Annotated in this window: 20 protein-coding genes and 2 pseudogenes; 11 read left to right on the top strand and 11 right to left on the bottom strand. The window is 41.2% G+C overall.

The annotated features are described in order from the left end of the window. Positions 1–184 precede the first annotated feature (184 nt). Positions 185–799, top strand: a complete 615-nt coding sequence (locus CV014_RS18160) for a GerMN domain-containing protein (RefSeq protein ID WP_236143309.1) — start codon at positions 185–187, stop codon at positions 797–799. 99 nt (positions 800–898) lie between these two features. Here CV014_RS18160 and CV014_RS18155 read toward each other — a convergent pair whose 3' ends face one another. The 4 genes from CV014_RS18155 to CV014_RS18140 form a co-directional block, all read right to left on the bottom strand. After that, entirely contained in the window at positions 899–1,246 is a 348-nt protein-coding gene (locus CV014_RS18155) for an ArsR/SmtB family transcription factor (protein WP_103136149.1), read from the bottom strand. Between the two features lie 77 nt (positions 1,247–1,323). Continuing rightward, positions 1,324–1,842 (bottom strand): acetyl-CoA carboxylase biotin carboxyl carrier protein, encoded by a 519-nt coding sequence (gene accB / locus CV014_RS18150; protein ID WP_236143308.1) that lies wholly within the window; start codon positions 1,840–1,842, stop codon positions 1,324–1,326. A 104-nt stretch (positions 1,843–1,946) separates the two neighbouring features. Continuing rightward, positions 1,947–2,504, bottom strand: a complete 558-nt coding sequence (gene efp, locus CV014_RS18145) for an elongation factor P (protein ID WP_236143307.1) — start codon at positions 2,502–2,504, stop codon at positions 1,947–1,949. Positions 2,505–2,590: 86 nt separating this feature from the next. Continuing rightward, positions 2,591–2,728: a hypothetical protein gene (locus tag CV014_RS18140; protein WP_236143306.1), complete on the bottom strand. Its 138-nt coding sequence runs from the start codon at positions 2,726–2,728 to the stop codon at positions 2,591–2,593. Between the two features lie 53 nt (positions 2,729–2,781). Here CV014_RS18140 and CV014_RS18135 point away from each other — a divergent pair, with 53 nt between their 5' ends. From CV014_RS18135 to CV014_RS18125, 4 genes are read left to right on the top strand one after another with little or no spacing between them, the layout of a single operon-like run. Next, positions 2,782–3,888, top strand: a complete 1,107-nt coding sequence (locus CV014_RS18135; protein ID WP_236143305.1) for a peptidylprolyl isomerase — start codon at positions 2,782–2,784, stop codon at positions 3,886–3,888. 54 nt (positions 3,889–3,942) lie between these two features. Then, positions 3,943–4,212, top strand: coding sequence for a hypothetical protein (locus CV014_RS18130; protein WP_236143304.1), 270 nt, complete (start codon positions 3,943–3,945; stop codon positions 4,210–4,212). Continuing rightward, positions 4,181–4,297, top strand: a complete 117-nt coding sequence (locus CV014_RS30675; RefSeq protein WP_442946922.1) for a type II toxin-antitoxin system RelE family toxin — start codon at positions 4,181–4,183, stop codon at positions 4,295–4,297. The genes CV014_RS18130 and CV014_RS30675 overlap by 32 nt, the downstream gene beginning before the upstream one ends. Beyond that, positions 4,294–4,548 (top strand): type II toxin-antitoxin system Phd/YefM family antitoxin, encoded by a 255-nt coding sequence (locus tag CV014_RS18125; RefSeq protein ID WP_236143303.1) that lies wholly within the window; start codon positions 4,294–4,296, stop codon positions 4,546–4,548. The genes CV014_RS30675 and CV014_RS18125 overlap by 4 nt, the downstream gene beginning before the upstream one ends. Here CV014_RS18125 and CV014_RS18120 read toward each other — a convergent pair. Then, positions 4,545–5,054 carry a hypothetical protein gene (locus CV014_RS18120; RefSeq protein WP_236143302.1) on the bottom strand — a complete coding sequence of 170 codons (510 nt, stop codon included), beginning with the start codon at positions 5,052–5,054 and terminating at the stop codon, positions 4,545–4,547. The genes CV014_RS18125 and CV014_RS18120 overlap by 4 nt on opposite strands. 34 nt (positions 5,055–5,088) lie before the next feature. Continuing rightward, positions 5,089–5,982: an aspartoacylase gene (locus CV014_RS18115; protein WP_236143301.1), complete on the bottom strand. Its 894-nt coding sequence runs from the start codon at positions 5,980–5,982 to the stop codon at positions 5,089–5,091. Positions 5,983–6,157: 175 nt separating this feature from the next. Between CV014_RS18115 and CV014_RS18110 the strand changes: the two genes are divergently transcribed. After that, positions 6,158–7,069: a LysR family transcriptional regulator gene (locus CV014_RS18110; RefSeq protein WP_236143300.1), complete on the top strand. Its 912-nt coding sequence runs from the start codon at positions 6,158–6,160 to the stop codon at positions 7,067–7,069. 14 nt (positions 7,070–7,083) lie between these two features. Here CV014_RS18110 and CV014_RS18105 read toward each other — a convergent pair. Then, positions 7,084–7,653, bottom strand: a pseudogene (locus CV014_RS18105) (Uma2 family endonuclease). Further along, positions 7,619–7,816, bottom strand: a complete 198-nt coding sequence (locus tag CV014_RS18100; protein WP_236143299.1) for a hypothetical protein — start codon at positions 7,814–7,816, stop codon at positions 7,619–7,621. The pseudogene CV014_RS18105 and the gene CV014_RS18100 overlap by 35 nt, the downstream one beginning before the upstream one ends. Positions 7,817–7,882: 66 nt before the next feature. On the opposite strand from CV014_RS18100, the pseudogene thiL reads away from it, so the two are divergent. Then, positions 7,883–8,886, top strand: a pseudogene (thiL, locus tag CV014_RS18095) (thiamine-phosphate kinase). 144 nt (positions 8,887–9,030) lie between these two features. Here the strand turns inward: thiL and CV014_RS18090 are convergent. Together CV014_RS18090 and nadD are read right to left on the bottom strand one after the other, a co-directional pair. Beyond that, complete coding sequence (locus CV014_RS18090; protein ID WP_236143298.1) at positions 9,031–10,044, bottom strand: type I glyceraldehyde-3-phosphate dehydrogenase; 1,014 nt, start codon at positions 10,042–10,044, stop codon at positions 9,031–9,033. A 120-nt stretch (positions 10,045–10,164) separates the two neighbouring features. After that, entirely contained in the window at positions 10,165–10,788 is a 624-nt protein-coding gene (gene nadD / locus CV014_RS18085; RefSeq protein ID WP_236143297.1) for a nicotinate (nicotinamide) nucleotide adenylyltransferase, read from the bottom strand. Positions 10,789–11,198: 410 nt separating this feature from the next. Here nadD and murC point away from each other — a divergent pair, with 410 nt between their 5' ends. The 4 genes from murC to CV014_RS18065 all read left to right on the top strand — a co-directional run bounded on the left by murC (position 11,199) and on the right by CV014_RS18065 (position 15,027). Continuing rightward, positions 11,199–12,671: a UDP-N-acetylmuramate--L-alanine ligase gene (gene murC, locus CV014_RS18080; protein ID WP_236143296.1), complete on the top strand. Its 1,473-nt coding sequence runs from the start codon at positions 11,199–11,201 to the stop codon at positions 12,669–12,671. Positions 12,672–12,766: 95 nt separating this feature from the next. Then, positions 12,767–13,765 carry a UDP-N-acetylmuramate dehydrogenase gene (murB, locus tag CV014_RS18075; protein WP_236143295.1) on the top strand — a complete coding sequence of 333 codons (999 nt, stop codon included), beginning with the start codon at positions 12,767–12,769 and terminating at the stop codon, positions 13,763–13,765. Between the two features lie 302 nt (positions 13,766–14,067). Continuing rightward, positions 14,068–14,415, top strand: a complete 348-nt coding sequence (locus CV014_RS18070) for a YbaB/EbfC family nucleoid-associated protein (protein ID WP_236143294.1) — start codon at positions 14,068–14,070, stop codon at positions 14,413–14,415. Between the two features lie 135 nt (positions 14,416–14,550). After that, positions 14,551–15,027: a low molecular weight protein-tyrosine-phosphatase gene (locus CV014_RS18065; protein WP_236143293.1), complete on the top strand. Its 477-nt coding sequence runs from the start codon at positions 14,551–14,553 to the stop codon at positions 15,025–15,027. Between the two features lie 93 nt (positions 15,028–15,120). Here the strand turns inward: CV014_RS18065 and CV014_RS18060 are convergent. After that, a partial coding sequence (locus CV014_RS18060; RefSeq protein ID WP_236143292.1) for a response regulator transcription factor occupies positions 15,121–15,366 on the bottom strand: 246 nt, incomplete at its 5' end.

Raw genomic sequence — 15,366 nt, 5'->3', positions numbered from 1 at the left:
GTCTGCTATTTTTCAGTAGTCATTTTGACAGAGAAATTCTCAACTTTCACATCCAGAAGCCCAAATTTAAAGTTACAAAGTTATCATTTAAGTTTTGGAAACTCTCTACTTTTAGCTATCGTCCCTAACCAGGCTGCTTCTCCACATCAGAATATTTCAGCCCCCAGTCAGGAAGGTTTAAAACATGAATGACCAACAAGAACCAAAACGGATATCTCCAGGTGTGATTGCTGTCGTCTCCGCAGCAGTTTTAGCCGTTGGTGGTGGTGTGGCTTGGCTAACTGCTAACCAAACACAGTCTCCCCCTCAATCAGCCCCAACCCAAAAAGTTGAGCAGCAGCCATACACCACACAACCAGGAAATGAGCAAACAGCTAATATCTATTGGCTCAAAACTAACGAAAGCAGTGTAGAGTTAGTTCCTCAGCCGATTAAAGTCGCGGCTGTGAGTCAACCCAACCAAGTTGTAGAACAAGCTTTGCAAAGTTTGTTAGCAGGCCCCACAGAAGGCACAAATTCCACCACAATTCCCCAGGGTACAAAACTACTGGGTCTAAAAGTAGACAACAACAACGAAATCCACGTTAACTTATCTGAAGATTTTACCAGTGGTGGCGGTAGTACCTCTATGGTGGGTCGTGTCGGTCAAGTAGTTTATACAGCCACAACCTTAAACCCCAATGCTAAAGTCTACATTGAGGTCAACAATAAACCATTAGAAGTTTTAGGCGGCGAAGGCGTAGAGATAGAACAACCTCTAACCCGTGAAAGTTTTAAAAAAGATTATCCACTTCGATGAGTGCTGAGTGCTGAGTGCTGAGTGCTGTTAGCGGTAGCGCGGCGTTTAGCCGGTGCTGCTTTCCTAGTCCCCAGTCCCCAGTCCCCAATCCCCAATCTCTTAATTCTTACTACTTAACACCCTAAAACTACGGGCTTGCTGTTCTAACCTTGTGGCGAGGCGATCGCAAACCCGATTACATAATTCAAAAATCATTTCGTCTTCCACCCTGTAGTAAGCGCAAGTCCCTTCACTGCGGCGGCTCAAAATTCCTGCTTGCCACATTACCTTGAGGTGTTTAGACACGTTTGCCTGTGAAGTTTGTGTTGCATCTACCAACTCTTGTACACATTTTTCTTCATCCCGCAATAAGTGCAACAGGCGCAAGCGCATCGGCTCACTTAAGAGGCTGAAGTATTCGGCTACTTGTTGCACAACTTCTGGCGGTACAGGCAACGCTTGTTTCATCAGGATTAACCCGCAGGAATTAAAGTTTAACAATGATTCATTAAGAATAATGACTCACTTGTTATATAGATTAATACTTAATCAGGGTTAATTCTCATCAAAGGTTGGTTATATTCTACAGGTTCGCCATTTTGGATGAGAATTTCTACGACTTGCCCAGAAATCTCAGCCTCAATTTCGTTCATCAGCTTCATGGCTTCGATGATGCAGACTGTTTGACCTTTGCGGACGCGATCGCCCACTTCGACAAATGCGGCTTCTCCGGGGGCAGGAGCGCGGTAAAATGTCCCTACCATTGGGGAAGGCACTTCTACTAATTTCTGGTCAATAATCGGAGAAGAACTTGCTCCTGATGGCGCGCCAGAACTCGCTACCGCATGGTCAGCCACGCGATGAGCCACTTCTGGTGCAACAATAGGCAGTGATGGTTGTGCGATCGCCGCCACAGTTGGCAACTCAGACACGACTGGATGAGTTACAGTCACCGTCTTACGCACTGTTAATTCAAAATCATCGCTTTTGAGAGTTACTTCGGAAATATTATTTTGGGCAATAGTTTCCAAAAGTTGGCGAATTTCACTAAAGTCCAATGGCACTGTTTTTTTAACCTCGACCTGTCCGTAAATGAATCATTTTAAAGTTTGGCAGGGATTAATCCCCCTAGAGGGATTGAAATCGGGATATACCCAAGAGAATAAATTTATTCCCTGCCTAAGTATTTGTCTTCACGGGTATCAATTTTGATGCGTTCACCTTGAGAAATAAACAAAGGAACCATCACAATTGCACCAGTTTCCACAGTTGCAGGTTTAGTGCCACCTGTAGCAGTGTCACCTTTAACACCTGGATCTGTTTGCACCACTTCCAAAACCACAGAGTTAGGCAGTTCCACTTCCAGAACTTGCTCACCCCAACGAATCACGTTAACTTCCATACCTTCCTTAAGATATTTAACGCGATCGCCGATTTGGGCAGCACTCAATCTACCCTCTTCGTAGGTTTCCATATCCATAAAGACGAACTCATCGCCCTCTTTATAGGTATGCTGCATAGTCAGTTTTTCGAGAGTAGCCTGTGGTACAGTTTCACCAGCCCGGAAAGTCCGTTCTAAAACCTTACCGCTTTGGACGTTTTTAATGGTTGTCCGTACAAAGGCAGAACCTTTACCTGGCTTAACGTGTAGGAAATCTATCACCCGCCAGACAGACCCATCTAATACAATTGATACGCCGGGTCGAAAATCGTTACTGGAAATCATGAAGCTTTTAAATCGTGGAAGACAATCGGCATTTATTGTACCCTTCTAGCGTAGTAATTAGGTAATTAGTCATTAGTCATTAGTCATTAGTCCATAGTCCATAGTCGTTGGGCATTGGGTATTGGGCATTGGGCATTGGGCATTGTATTTTTCTCCCCCTGCTCCCCCTGCTCCCCCTGCTCCTCATCTCCCTTGTCTCCCATTCCCCATTCCCCATTCCCCATGCCCTACTCATGTATGGGAAGATGATTCATGAGTTACGCATTTGAGCCATACCATGTTGAATTTATTAAAATCCTGGCTGAAGAACAGCCTCATGGCAATACTGTTGGTAACAATATTTTTAGGCATAAATACAGCTGGCTGGACTCCCTCCAGTAACGCCGCCTTGCCATCTGGAAACGCCATTACTGACGGCAAAGCCCTATTACGGTATGCACTCCCAATAGATAATAAGCCAGTACGCGAATTGCAAGCTAGTCTAGAAGATATCTCTAACCAACTGCGTGCCAACCGCCGATGGGGTGCTGTCTCTAAAGACTTGAGTAAAGCATCCCGCATTCTTGATAAACCTTCACAAATCCTAACAAGTGTTCCGGAAGAACGCCAACCTCAAGCCGAAACTTGGCTGAATGAATTAAAGGCTGGTGTACAGAAAACTCAAGAATTAGCCCAAAACAAAAACAAAGAAGAAATTCTCCAAGAAAGAGTCAAATTACTGAATTTGGTGTCTTTATTGGAAGAGTCAATGGTTAAAGAATTCCCCTTTGAAGTTCCAGAAGAATACAGTAACCTCCCTCAACTCAAAGGTCGTGCCACAATTGCCATTAAAACCAATAAAGGTGACTTAACCTTGGTTGTAGATGGTTATAGCGCACCTGTCACTGCTGGTAACTTCGTTGATTTAGTCCAACGTGGTTTTTACAACGGCTTAGAATTTACCCGTTCTGAAGAATCCTACGTTCTACAAACAGGAGATCCACCAGGAAAAGAACAGGGATTTATTGACCCCAAAACAGGTCAATATCGTGCGATTCCTTTGGAAATTCTTGTAGAAGGCGATAAAAAACCCACCTACGGCATTACCTTAGAAGATGCTGGTCGTTATCTGGATATGCCAGTATTACCTTTCTCTTCCTTTGGTGCATTAGCTATGGCGCGTCCTGAAAGCCAAGTTAATGGCGGTTCTTCCCAAGTCTTCTTTTTCTTGTTTGAACCAGAACTCACTCCAGCCGGACGTAACTTGTTAGATGGCCGTTACTCAGTTTTTGGTTATCTAACTGAAGGCAAAGATATCTTAGATAAACTCAAAGCTGGCGACAAAATTGAGTCTGCTACTGTAGTTCAAGGCACAGAAAACCTAGTTCAACCCCAAGCAGCGTAATTCATAAATTATGAGTTGATAGATCCCCGATGGCAAAATTCGGGGGTCTGACCATTGTTAACAAGTCAAAACGAACGGATAGACCACAAGTTCATTTTTGGTATGACTACCTATGCGCTTGAAGTCACAGACTTAGCAGTTGAAGAGTTGAGGGCATTACGTGCTTTCGAGCGTCGCCCTATTCTAGAAGCGATTCACCAACAACTAGCCTACGAACCAACTGTTATTACACGCAACCGTAAGCGTCTTGAACCTTTAGTACCTAATTTTAGTTGTACCCCCTATTTGGGAATTGCGGGTTGGAGACTATCGCATCTTTTATGATGTAGATGAGGAGGACAAGATCGTTTACATTCGAGCGGTTCGTTACAAAGCACCAGGACAAACAACAGAGGAAATTATAGGATGAGACAATTAACACTGGAACAACTCTCAGAAAATTTACAAGACTACGTACAATCAGCACAGCAAGAACAAATTCTGATTACCCAAAATGGTAAACCGATCGCGCTTTTGATGGGACTAGAAAATTTTGATCCAGAACAATGGAATTTACAATTTTCACCGGATTTCTGGCAAATGATTAGCAAGCGACGACAACGCCCCACAATTCCCTTCTCTCTGGTAGAAGCTGAACTAGAAAATTTAGGCGATGATTAACTCTTTTTGCTCATATTTTTGTTAGTCTCAACTGACTGAAATATGTTCAAAAAAACAAAAAAAAATAACGGACTTAGAATAATACACAAAGGATCATAAAATATATTCCATGCTCGACTAATTTCCAAAGATGATTTGCTAGAATCATGCAATAAAACATCTATTTCTGGAGCATCAGTAGCTTCGTTTAAACCGTATTGATGGAACTTAATACGTCCTTTGTCAGTTTTTAGGTACAGTGTTCTAAATTCACCACCCTCATTTTCAATGATTTCGACATCATTTCCTAATAATTGAAATTCAGGTATTGTATCATTCCACAATCCCAGTAAATATCTTCTTGTTAGTTGACAGCTAACATATTCTTGTCTAATTTTTTGACAGTTGATATTTGCAGAACGGCTAATTAAGCATACATAAGATATGAATATGTAGCCCCAGTATAGAATAACTAATATTCCTATCAATCCTGCACATCCTGAAAATGTATATGAAGACTTAGACATCTGTGTTAAACCCTAAATTCATCATGCAATATTTTCAAATTTTTATTTGATATTTTTGAGTTAAACACATTGCTATACTTTGCTCATAATAAGCGGCTTCATTGATAAATATAGGGTATATTGAAGATTCGCCTACATAGTTTATTGTTTGACCATCAAAGGTTAAAAACATGGGATCACCAGGATTTAAAGCTTGATAATCTTTAAATTGAATCTGCGGATGAATCATGGCTGTAATCTCACCGTTGTCATTGCGCGGATAATCAATTTTTTCCATGTATTTATACAAAGTGAAATCATGGAGAAATGCAGGTAATTTATTTTGGTTATAGAGTTCCAAATAGTCTAAAGTTGCGTAAACTATGGTTTGAGTTTTGAGAAATAAATCTGCGTTTAAAACACCTTGAGCTACTGCACCAACTTCAATACCCATGCCGAATTTAGCACGCGATCGCAACCCATTCTCAGCCCGTCCAGATTTTCCCGAATTATAAATTTTTATTTCAGGATGTAAAGAACTTAAATAAGCAGCTAGTTGCAAACTAAATGGTTGATCATTATCTAAAATAATAGTTATACCCATGTTGGATGTCGTACTATGCAAGTCAACTAGGAAATCCACAGGATATTTACCATTTTGTCCGTATAGATAATTAATATTTTTAGCTAACAAATCTTCATAACTAGATAGAGTGATATCCTCTAAATTTTGCTGTAAAAAGCATCGGTTGAAATCTTTATCAATGTATCGTCTTCCGGCTGTAATAGCTTGAGGGTTAGCTAACAAAGTCAGGCTTTCAAAAGTATATCTGCAAATTAACTCAGGACATTGTTGAAACAGTTTGACTAAATATACTCCAGTCAACTCGTTCCCATGGGTTCCACCCACAATCAAAACACGATTGATAGGATAATTATTAAGTTTCATTGCGAGTTTTTTCTTGCACGATTTGTTTTGTTGTCATCAACATATCTGAAAAAACTGTCATCAGATGACCTGCTTTAGACAACAGTTGATGACTATTTTGTTGATATGATTCCTCAACAATGATTTAGGGTGACTATATAATGCTCAACAAACAAAAATCTGGAGTCACTGACAAATGAGCAGATGGCATGAAATAGACTTGCTACAATTAAAGTATGCGATCGCTTTATATGAGCAACAGGGACTTACTAAAACTGCTGAATATTTGAATATTGACAAAGCTTTTTTGAGTAGACAGATTACATCCCTAGAAAACCGTTTGCAATTCAAAATATTTAAGACTAAAAAGACTCCCTTGAAATTAACAGATGCAGGTAATGATTTTTTAAATGTAGCTCGTCAAATACTCAATCAATTTGAGCAAACAATCGAATCATGTCAACAATTGAATAGGGCTGAAAAAGAACAGATAAATGTCGGAATTAATATATCTATAGCCAATAGCATACTATCCAAAATCATCAGAAAATTTCACAAGAAGTTTCCAGTAGTAGAAATAATATTATATGAAATGCCGTCCTACGAACAAATTGAAAAGTTACGACATCAAGAAATAGATGTTGGCTTCTTTCATCGACATAATTTAGAAAATACCCAGAGAAATAATGATCTCTTCGAGAGTAAAAGTATTCTCAAAGAAAAACTAGTGATAGTTTTACCAGAAAACCATCGTTTTGGTAAAAAAACTAGCATTTCATTGAAGACATTGGCAAATGAACAATTTATTTTGCCACCAGAACACCTATTACATAGCTTACGTGAGCAGATTAATAATCTTTGTAAAGAGGCAGGTTTTCAGCCTAAAGTTAAGCAAGAAGCAGCTTGGATATCAACTATTTTGAGTTTAGTCGCAGGGGGAATGGGGATTTCACTACTACCTGCTAATGTGGAAAATTTACAACGTAATGGAGTAGTCTATCGTGAAATTCAAGAACAATCACCAATCTTAGAAATAGTTGCTGTTTGGCGAAAGGATAATGAATCTATACTTTTACAAAATTTCTTGCAAGAAATTGAAAATATGTGAGTAATTGCTGATGGTCAAATATTACCAGCTTGTAAAACCTGTTCAACAGCGATCGCAATATTTTCAAAAGTCCGCGATATAATTTTCTGGTCGCCAGTAAACACTGTTTCTTCGTAAAATCCTTCTTCCAATAACAGCACGGAAATCTTTTTCTCTAATGGGTCTACAATCCAGTATTCTGGCACTTCTACCGCCGCATATTCAGACCGTTTATAACGATAGTCACGCTTAATAGAATCTGGGCTAACCACCTCTACAATTAACAACGGTGATGATTCAAAGACTGCTGATAAATTAATTAATTCCCGTGCTTGCTCCTATGTCACCACAGACAAATCAGTTAATCGAGATTTATTTCTTCCCGTCCTTACCCCAGTTTCTCGAAAAGTTAACCAAGGTAAACTCAATCTCTGGATTTCCGCATCTAACAACTGTTCAATAAATTTAGTAATTAAGAAATGCTCAATCGTTGGGGGATTCATTAATTCCAGCCTGCCATCTACTAACTCATAGTGAAAGCCACTACCGTCATCATAGGCTAAGTATTCTTCAAATGTAAGGTTTTTTACTGGCGTAGTAACCATTGATAAATCCCCTAAGATACATCTTTATCCTAACTTGAAAGTTTTGAGTAATGAGTGCTGAGTAATGAGTGCTGTTAGCGGTAGCGCGGCGTTTAGCCGGTGATGAGTAATGATTGAAGTTGTTCTTCCCCTGCTTTCCCAGTCCCCAGTCCCCAGTCCCCAAGAAAAGAAAACCGAGGAAAATATGATACTTTATGCCCAAAGACTAATGACTAATGACTAATGACTAATGACTAAAGTTAAAGATATTGGCGAACAAGGACTTCTAGAAAAATTACAGCGATTTTGTCCCTCAGAAATTATTGGTGATGATGCGGCGGTATTGGTGACAGACTCAGAACAATCTTTAGTTGTCACCACAGATATGTTAGTTGATGGTGTGCATTTTAGTCATGTTACTACTTCTGCTGAGGACGCGGGTTGGCGCGCTGCGGCTGCTAACTTATCTGATTTAGCGGCGATGGGTGCTTATCCTCTGGGTATCACTGTCGGATTAGGACTTCCGGGAGATATTAACGTCAGTTGGGTAGAAAGCTTATATCAGGGGATGACAGAGTGCTTGCAACAATATAATACTCCCATTGTCGGGGGGATATGGTGCGATCGCCTGCCACTACAATTTCTATTACCGCCTTTGGTCAAGTCCACCCCCAGAAGATTATCCGTCGTTCTGCTGCTAAAGTGGGAGATGCGATCGTGGTGACAGGTGTTCATGGTGCATCCCACGCAGGCTTACAACTGCTCTTAAACCCCGAAGTAGGACAAAACCTCACCCCAGCCCAAAAGACGGCTTTAATCGCAGCCCATCAGCGTCCCCAGCCACGATTAGATGTTTTACCCCTGTTATCTGCAATTTTTACATTTCCACGCCAGATTCCGATCGCTGGTATGGATAGCAGCGATGGTTTAGCAGATGCAGTATTACAAATCTGTCGCGCCAGTGGAGTGGGTGCTGTTTTAGACGGCGAGCAAATTCCTCTACCCCCAGCTTTCACTAATTGGTTAACTCCAGAACAAGCCCTAGAATACGCTTTATACGGTGGAGAAGACTTTGAATTAGTGCTGTGTTTACCACCAGCATTAGCAAAAAATCTGATACAGATGTTAGACAACAACACAGCCATCATCGGCACTATTAAATCTCATCCCCAAGTCATACTCAAGCATCAAGATGAAAAAATCCCTGACCGAGTTCTTACTCTCAGTCAAGGATTTCAACATTTTAGTCAATAGTCAACAGTCAATAGTAACTTATGACTAGATTTATATCAATTCAGCAAAATTCACCAACAAATCCAAATTTATCAATCTTGTCAAATCAGGACTTCTGAATTTTGAATTTTGTAGCTTACTTCCCGTAAGGGTATTTTGAATTGATTAGACCCATTTTTCAGCGACTAATTCAGCCAAGTCTAAAACGCGTTGGCTGTAACCCCACTCGTTGTCATACCAAGCCATGACTTTTACTAAGTCACTACCCATAACTAGAGTTAGGTTAGCATCCACAATAGAAGAAGCGTCCGCACCTTGATAATCAGAAGAAACCAAAGGTAGTTCACTGTAGTCTAAAATGCCTTTGAGTGGCCCTTCAGCCGCATCTTTAAGGGCTTGGTTAACTTCTTCAGTAATAGTACGCTTCTCAACCTGAACTACGAAATCTACCATTGAGACGTTTGGGGTCGGTACGCGTAAAGCAACACCATTTAGCTTACCTTTAAGCTCTGGAATTACTAAAGCCACAGCCTTTGCCGCACCGGTAGAGGTGGGGACAATGTTGATGGCGGCTGCTCTAGCACGGCGTACATCGCGGTGAGAAGCATCTAATAAACGCTGATCACCTGTGTAGCTGTGGGTGGTGGTCATCGTACCTTTGATAATCCCGAATTTATCATGCAACACCTTGGCAATGGGAGCTAAACAGTTGGTTGTGCAGCTGGCATTACTGATAACGTGGTGCTGGTTATGGTCATAATCGTGATGGTTAACACCAATTACGAATGTGCCGTCTTCGTTTTTACCGGGGGCAGTAATCAGAACTTTCTTTGCTCCAGCATTAACGTGCTTTAAAGCACCTTCTTTGCTGGTAAATACGCCTGTTGCCTCGATGATGAGGTCAATTTCCCACTCTTTCCAGGGCAAGTTTTCTGGATTGCGATCAGATACGCATTTAATGGTCTTACCGTTAACGATGATAGAGTTGTCATCGGCAGTAATGTCAACATTCTTTAACTTCCCAAGCATGGAATCATACTTCAGGAGGTGAGCATTAGTTCTAGGATCTGATGTGTCATTAACAGCTACTAAATCGATATTGCTATTTTCCCGACCTAGCCAGCAACGTGCAAAGTTACGTCCTATACGCCCGAAACCGTTGATAGCGACTCTAATCACAGTGTCTTGCCCTCTGTATATATGCCTATAAGTTGATATCTTTGACCCCAATCATATCGCAAAGGGGGAGAGTATTTATAACCATAAAGTGTTAGATCCATAAAAAAAAACATATTTTTTTCAGATTGATCTCCTGTAGAGTCCGTGAAAAGTCATGTAGGATCTAACCTCTTCTGGCACTAAATAACGAACCGATTTCCCTTCCTGACAAAATTGGCGAATTAAACTTGACGAAATGCCTACTAAGGGTGTATGCAAGAGTTGCCAGTGAATAGTAACCGACTGTTTTTGAAGTTGTTGCTTGACCTGCTTGCAGATTAACTCGCTTTGAGGTATAGTCTCACCACTTAGGAATCTAGGTGCGATTAACCAATTACACATTTGTGCTAGTTCTTGTCCACGATACCAACGCGGTAATGTTTGGAAGGTATCCAAGCCCACAATCCAGTACCAACGCGTGTTGGGATAACAAGCAGATAAATCAATCAAAGTGTTTATGGCATAGGAATTGCCTCGGCTTTTTGCCTCTATCTGTGAAACCGTAAACGCTGAGTTATCTTTTGTAGCTATTTGCAGCATTGCTAACCGATGCTCAAACAAAGCTGCTGTTTTGTGAGGAGGCTGGAAGCTAGGAGTCCAAATGACTTTTTCTATCGCTGTTTGATGCAAAGCTGTTTCGGCTATTAGCAGGTGTCCCCAATGAATCGGATCAAATGTGCCACCAAAAATTGCTAGTTGTTGCATCTAGATTCTGCCTTGACCTGATGCCTGTGAGAATCGTTTTCACCCCTAACCATATTTTAATCAATTCATGCCTGAGCTTGATGAAAAATATAAAGTGGGTTCGCTAGGACTAAATATACTAATGTAGCAAAAATCAGTCAGGAATCTAAAAGTATGTGTTTCAATTTACAAGAATTTCTTTCCCGATGTCCGAAAAATTTACTGAATAATCATAAAAATAGTTTAGAAATAACGAAAATCTCCAACCAAGGTAAAATCATTCTCAACCAACTAAACCTTAGTAGAAATTTTAGACAACATCAAGGATGGCATTGATATAAGAACTAGTTACGGTAAAAATCAAAATCCTGTTATGATACGCGTGTTATTTTCTGATTATGGTGTGGTGTGGTGTTTAAGAGGAGCAATCAATGAATAATTCTGTAGATTTTGGTGGTAGACCATTTCATTTTATTGGCATCGGTGGCATAGGTATGTCTGCCTTGGCATACGTTCTCGCAAAACGCCAATTGCCAGTATCAGGTTCGGATGTACGTCCAAATCATATTACACGTAAGCTAGAAGCTATCGGGACACATATTTTCAGTAGACAAGAAGCAAGTAATCTGGAATTCTTCCACGCCAAACAAGGTGATAATGAAGTAGATTGCAACTCACCAACACAAGTTCCTACTATTAGCTCAAATCTACCTCAAGTTATATGTTCGACAGCAATTAATGCTAACAATTTAGAGTATAAGGCTGCTCTAGAATTGGGTTGTCCCATATGGCATCGTTCAGATGTACTAGCTGCATTGATTGCTGAACACCACAGCATTGCTGTTGCAGGGACTCACGGCAAGACGACAACCAGCAGCATGATTGGCTATATGTTATTGGAAGCTGGTTTAGATCCTACTATTATTGTCGGTGGTGAAGTCAAAGCTTGGGAAGGCAATGCTCGCTTGGGTCAGAGTCGTTATCTGGTGGCAGAAGCAGATGAATCTGATGGCTCACTAGTGAAACACGCTCCAGAAATCGGCATTATTACTAATATTGAATTAGATCATCCTGACCACTACGAAACTTTAGAAGAAGTTGTTGATACCTTCGAGCAATTTGCCCAGGGTTGTAAAACTTTAGTGGGTAGTATTGATTGTGTGACAGTAAGAGAGTTACTACGCGATCGCTCAAAACCCACAATCAGTTACAGTCTCAATCCCGAAACCAATGCAGACTACACTGTGACGAACATTGACTATCATGCCAATGGAACTACAGCTTTAGTCTGGGAAAAAGGTAAGGCATTGGGATTGTTGACTCTGCGTTTACTAGGTCGTCATAACCTCAGTAATGCTCTAGCAGCAGTAGCTGTAGGACGGGTTTTAGGTTTAGAATTTGGTGCGATCGCCAAAGGTATCGCCGCCTTTGAAGGTGCTAGACGACGCTTTGAGTTTCGTGGCGAAGTCGATGGAATTACGTTTATTGATGACTACGCCCATCATCCCAGCGAAATCCGCGCTACCCTAGCCGCAGCACGATTACAAGCTAGACCAGGGCAAAGAGTCGTAGCTATATTCCAACCCCATCGCTACAGTCGGACATTAACATTTTTAGAAGAATTTGCTGAGTCTTTCAGCCACGCTGATTTGGTCGTACTGACTGATATTTACAGTGCAGGCGAACCAAACTTGGGTCAAATTAGTGGAGAACAGCTAGCAGAGGCTGTAGCTAAAGAACATTCCCAGGTAATTTATCAACCAACTTTACCTGCGGTCACTGAATATCTCTTACAAAACCTTCGTCCTGGAGATTTAGCCCTATTTTTAGGGGCGGGTAACTTAAATCAAGCAATTCCTGAAATCATCACTACACTTTGCGAACCTGCAACAGCTACTTCGTAAAAGTGATCCTTTGGCTAGAGTCTTAATCAATTCACCCTATTGCTGTACTTGTACAGCAGATAAACGTAAAAATTTCACAATTTATTGATCTAAAGATGAAAATTTCCCAGGCCGCTGGAAACGCCTGCACAGTTCCCGATTCTACAATAGAAAGACCGAAAAGAAATGATTTAAGTGAGGGTAAAATCATCTATTTACCTGGCACTAATTGCGAAATCAAATCCCAAGCTTCATTATCTGCACATACTTCTTATCGAGTCGGGGGAGCAGCTGAATGGTATGTTGCTCCACAGAACATAGAAGCATTGCAAGCAAGTCTTCAATTTGCCCAAGAAAATAATTTAAGAGTTACTACTTTAGGTGCAGGATCGAATTTATTAGTCAGCGATCGCGGCATCTCCGGTCTAGTAATTGCTACCCGTCATCTGCGCTACAGTCACTTTGACCCCGTCACGGGGCAATTAACCGTCGCGGCTGGCGAATCTATCCCTAGTTTAGCTTTAGCAGCCGCCCAATTAGGTTGGCAAGGTTTCGAGTGGGCTGTTGGTATTCCTGGTACGGTGGGGGGTGCGGTAGTCATGAACGCTGGCGCACACAGTAGCTGTATCGCAGATATGTTAGTGAGTGCTGAAGTTCTGTCTCCTGATGGTACAATCAGCACCCTCAGCCCTGCGGAATTAGGTTATACCTATCGCACCTCACTACTACAAGGAGGCGATCGCATCGTCACTCAAGCTACATTCCAACTGCACCCAGGAGCTGATCCCGCCCAAGTCTTAGCTATTACAAAACAACATAAACAACACCGCCTGAGTACACAACCCTACAACTATCCCAGTTGTGGTAGTGTCTTCCGCAACCCCAAGCCCTATGCGGCTGGTTGGTTAATCGAACAAACAGGTTTAAAAGGTTATCAAATTGGTGGCGCGCAAGTAGCCCATCTCCACGCCAACTTTATTGTCAATCGTGGTGGAGCGAAAGCCAACGATATTTTTAGCCTCATTCGTCATATCCAACATACAGTACAAGAGAACTGGTCAATCTGGTTAGAACCAGAAGTAAAAATGATTGGTGAATTTCAGGCTGTAGCTTGAGGGAATGGCAAATAGGGAATAGGGAATGGGGAATGGGGAATGGGGAATGGGGAATCGAACGATTTTTCCCATTCCCCATTTCTCGTCATATCAATTCACAAAAAATTCGATACAGATGCAAACGCTAAAAGGTATGCTGAGTATCACTTTCTTAATTTTGAATTTTGTAGCTTGCTTCCCGTAGGGTATTTTGAATTTTGAATTGGTATCAATGCCTATTTTCATGAATTCATGGGCAAATTCCCCACCGCCTCTATAATTGAATTTGATTTGTTATTCAAAGCACACGCGGATAAATAGTTATGACAGGAAAAGGACAAGGATTTGGCTTCGGCTTAGGCAAAATGAAAGAACTAGCCGAAGCATTTAAAAAAGCACAGCAAGTTCAAGAAGGTGCAAAGCGACTCCAGGAAGAATTGGAGCAAATGGAAATCATTGGAGAAGCTGGTGGTGGACTGGTTAAAGTGATTGTCAGTGGAAATCAGGAACCCAAGCGCGTAGAAATTTCTCCCGCCGCTTTAGAACAAGGCTCAGACATCCTCTCTGACTTGGTAACAGCAGCTATGAAAAGTGCCTATGAAAAATCCACCGCTACCATGCGCGAACGGATGGAAGAATTGACAAGTGGACTAGAATTACCTGGATTTTAGTCATTAGTCATTAGTCATTAGTCATTAGTCAAAAAACTCTCGACTATTGACTTTTGACACATTTATATTCAAAACTATTATCAATTTTTCAGAAAAAATCTTCATATTCTCTGGTAAAAACTACAAATTACTCTTATGCCCTACAAATTGTTGTTTGTCTGTCTGGGGAATATCTGTCGTTCACCGTCGGCAGAAAACATCATGAATTATCTGATCGACAAGGATAATTTAAGCGATCGCATCCTTTGTGATTCAGCCGGTACATCTAGTTATCACATCGGCAGTCCACCTGACCGCCGTATGAGTGCGGCGGCGGCAACAAAATTAGGAATTAAACTGCAAGGCAGAGCTAGACAATTTCAAAAATCTGATTTTCAGGAATTTGACTTAATTTTAGCGATGGATCAAGATAACTATCAAGATATTCTTTCCCTTGATCCTACTGGACAATATCACCATAAAGTGCATTTGATGTGTGAATTTTGTTCTCAACACACCCTCAAAGAAGTTCCTGACCCCTACTATGGCGGCACAGAGGGGTTTAATCAAGTGATTGATTTACTACTTGATGCCTGTGATGGTCTATTGCAACATATTGTCAGTAAGTCCTAATTAATGGAAATAGGGCATTGGGCATTGGGCATTGAAGTAACGTTTACCTTGTCCACCTTGTCCACCTTGTCCCCATTCCCCATTCCCCATTCCCTATTCCACCAGTCCGTGCTTGATGGCAAAGCGCACCAGTTCAGCTCGGTTGCTGGTGTCAGTTTTTCTTAATAGACTACTGACGTATTTTTCCACAGTTCTGGGACTCAAATGTAGTTGCAGTCCCATTTCAGCGTTAGAAAGACCGTGGGTTAAAAGTTCCAATACTTCCTGTTCTCTGAGAGTCAAAGATGAAAGTAACTGAGAACTGTCTAGCTGACTGAGAATAGGAGTATTCGCTTCTAT

Origin of the sequence: Nostoc sp. CMAA1605, assembly GCF_021596505.1 — a bacterium.
Taxonomy (GTDB): Bacteria; Cyanobacteriota; Cyanobacteriia; order Cyanobacteriales; family Nostocaceae; genus Trichormus.
The sequence above is the reverse complement of the archived record's forward strand: the minus strand, read 5'-3'. Positions and strand labels throughout refer to the sequence as shown.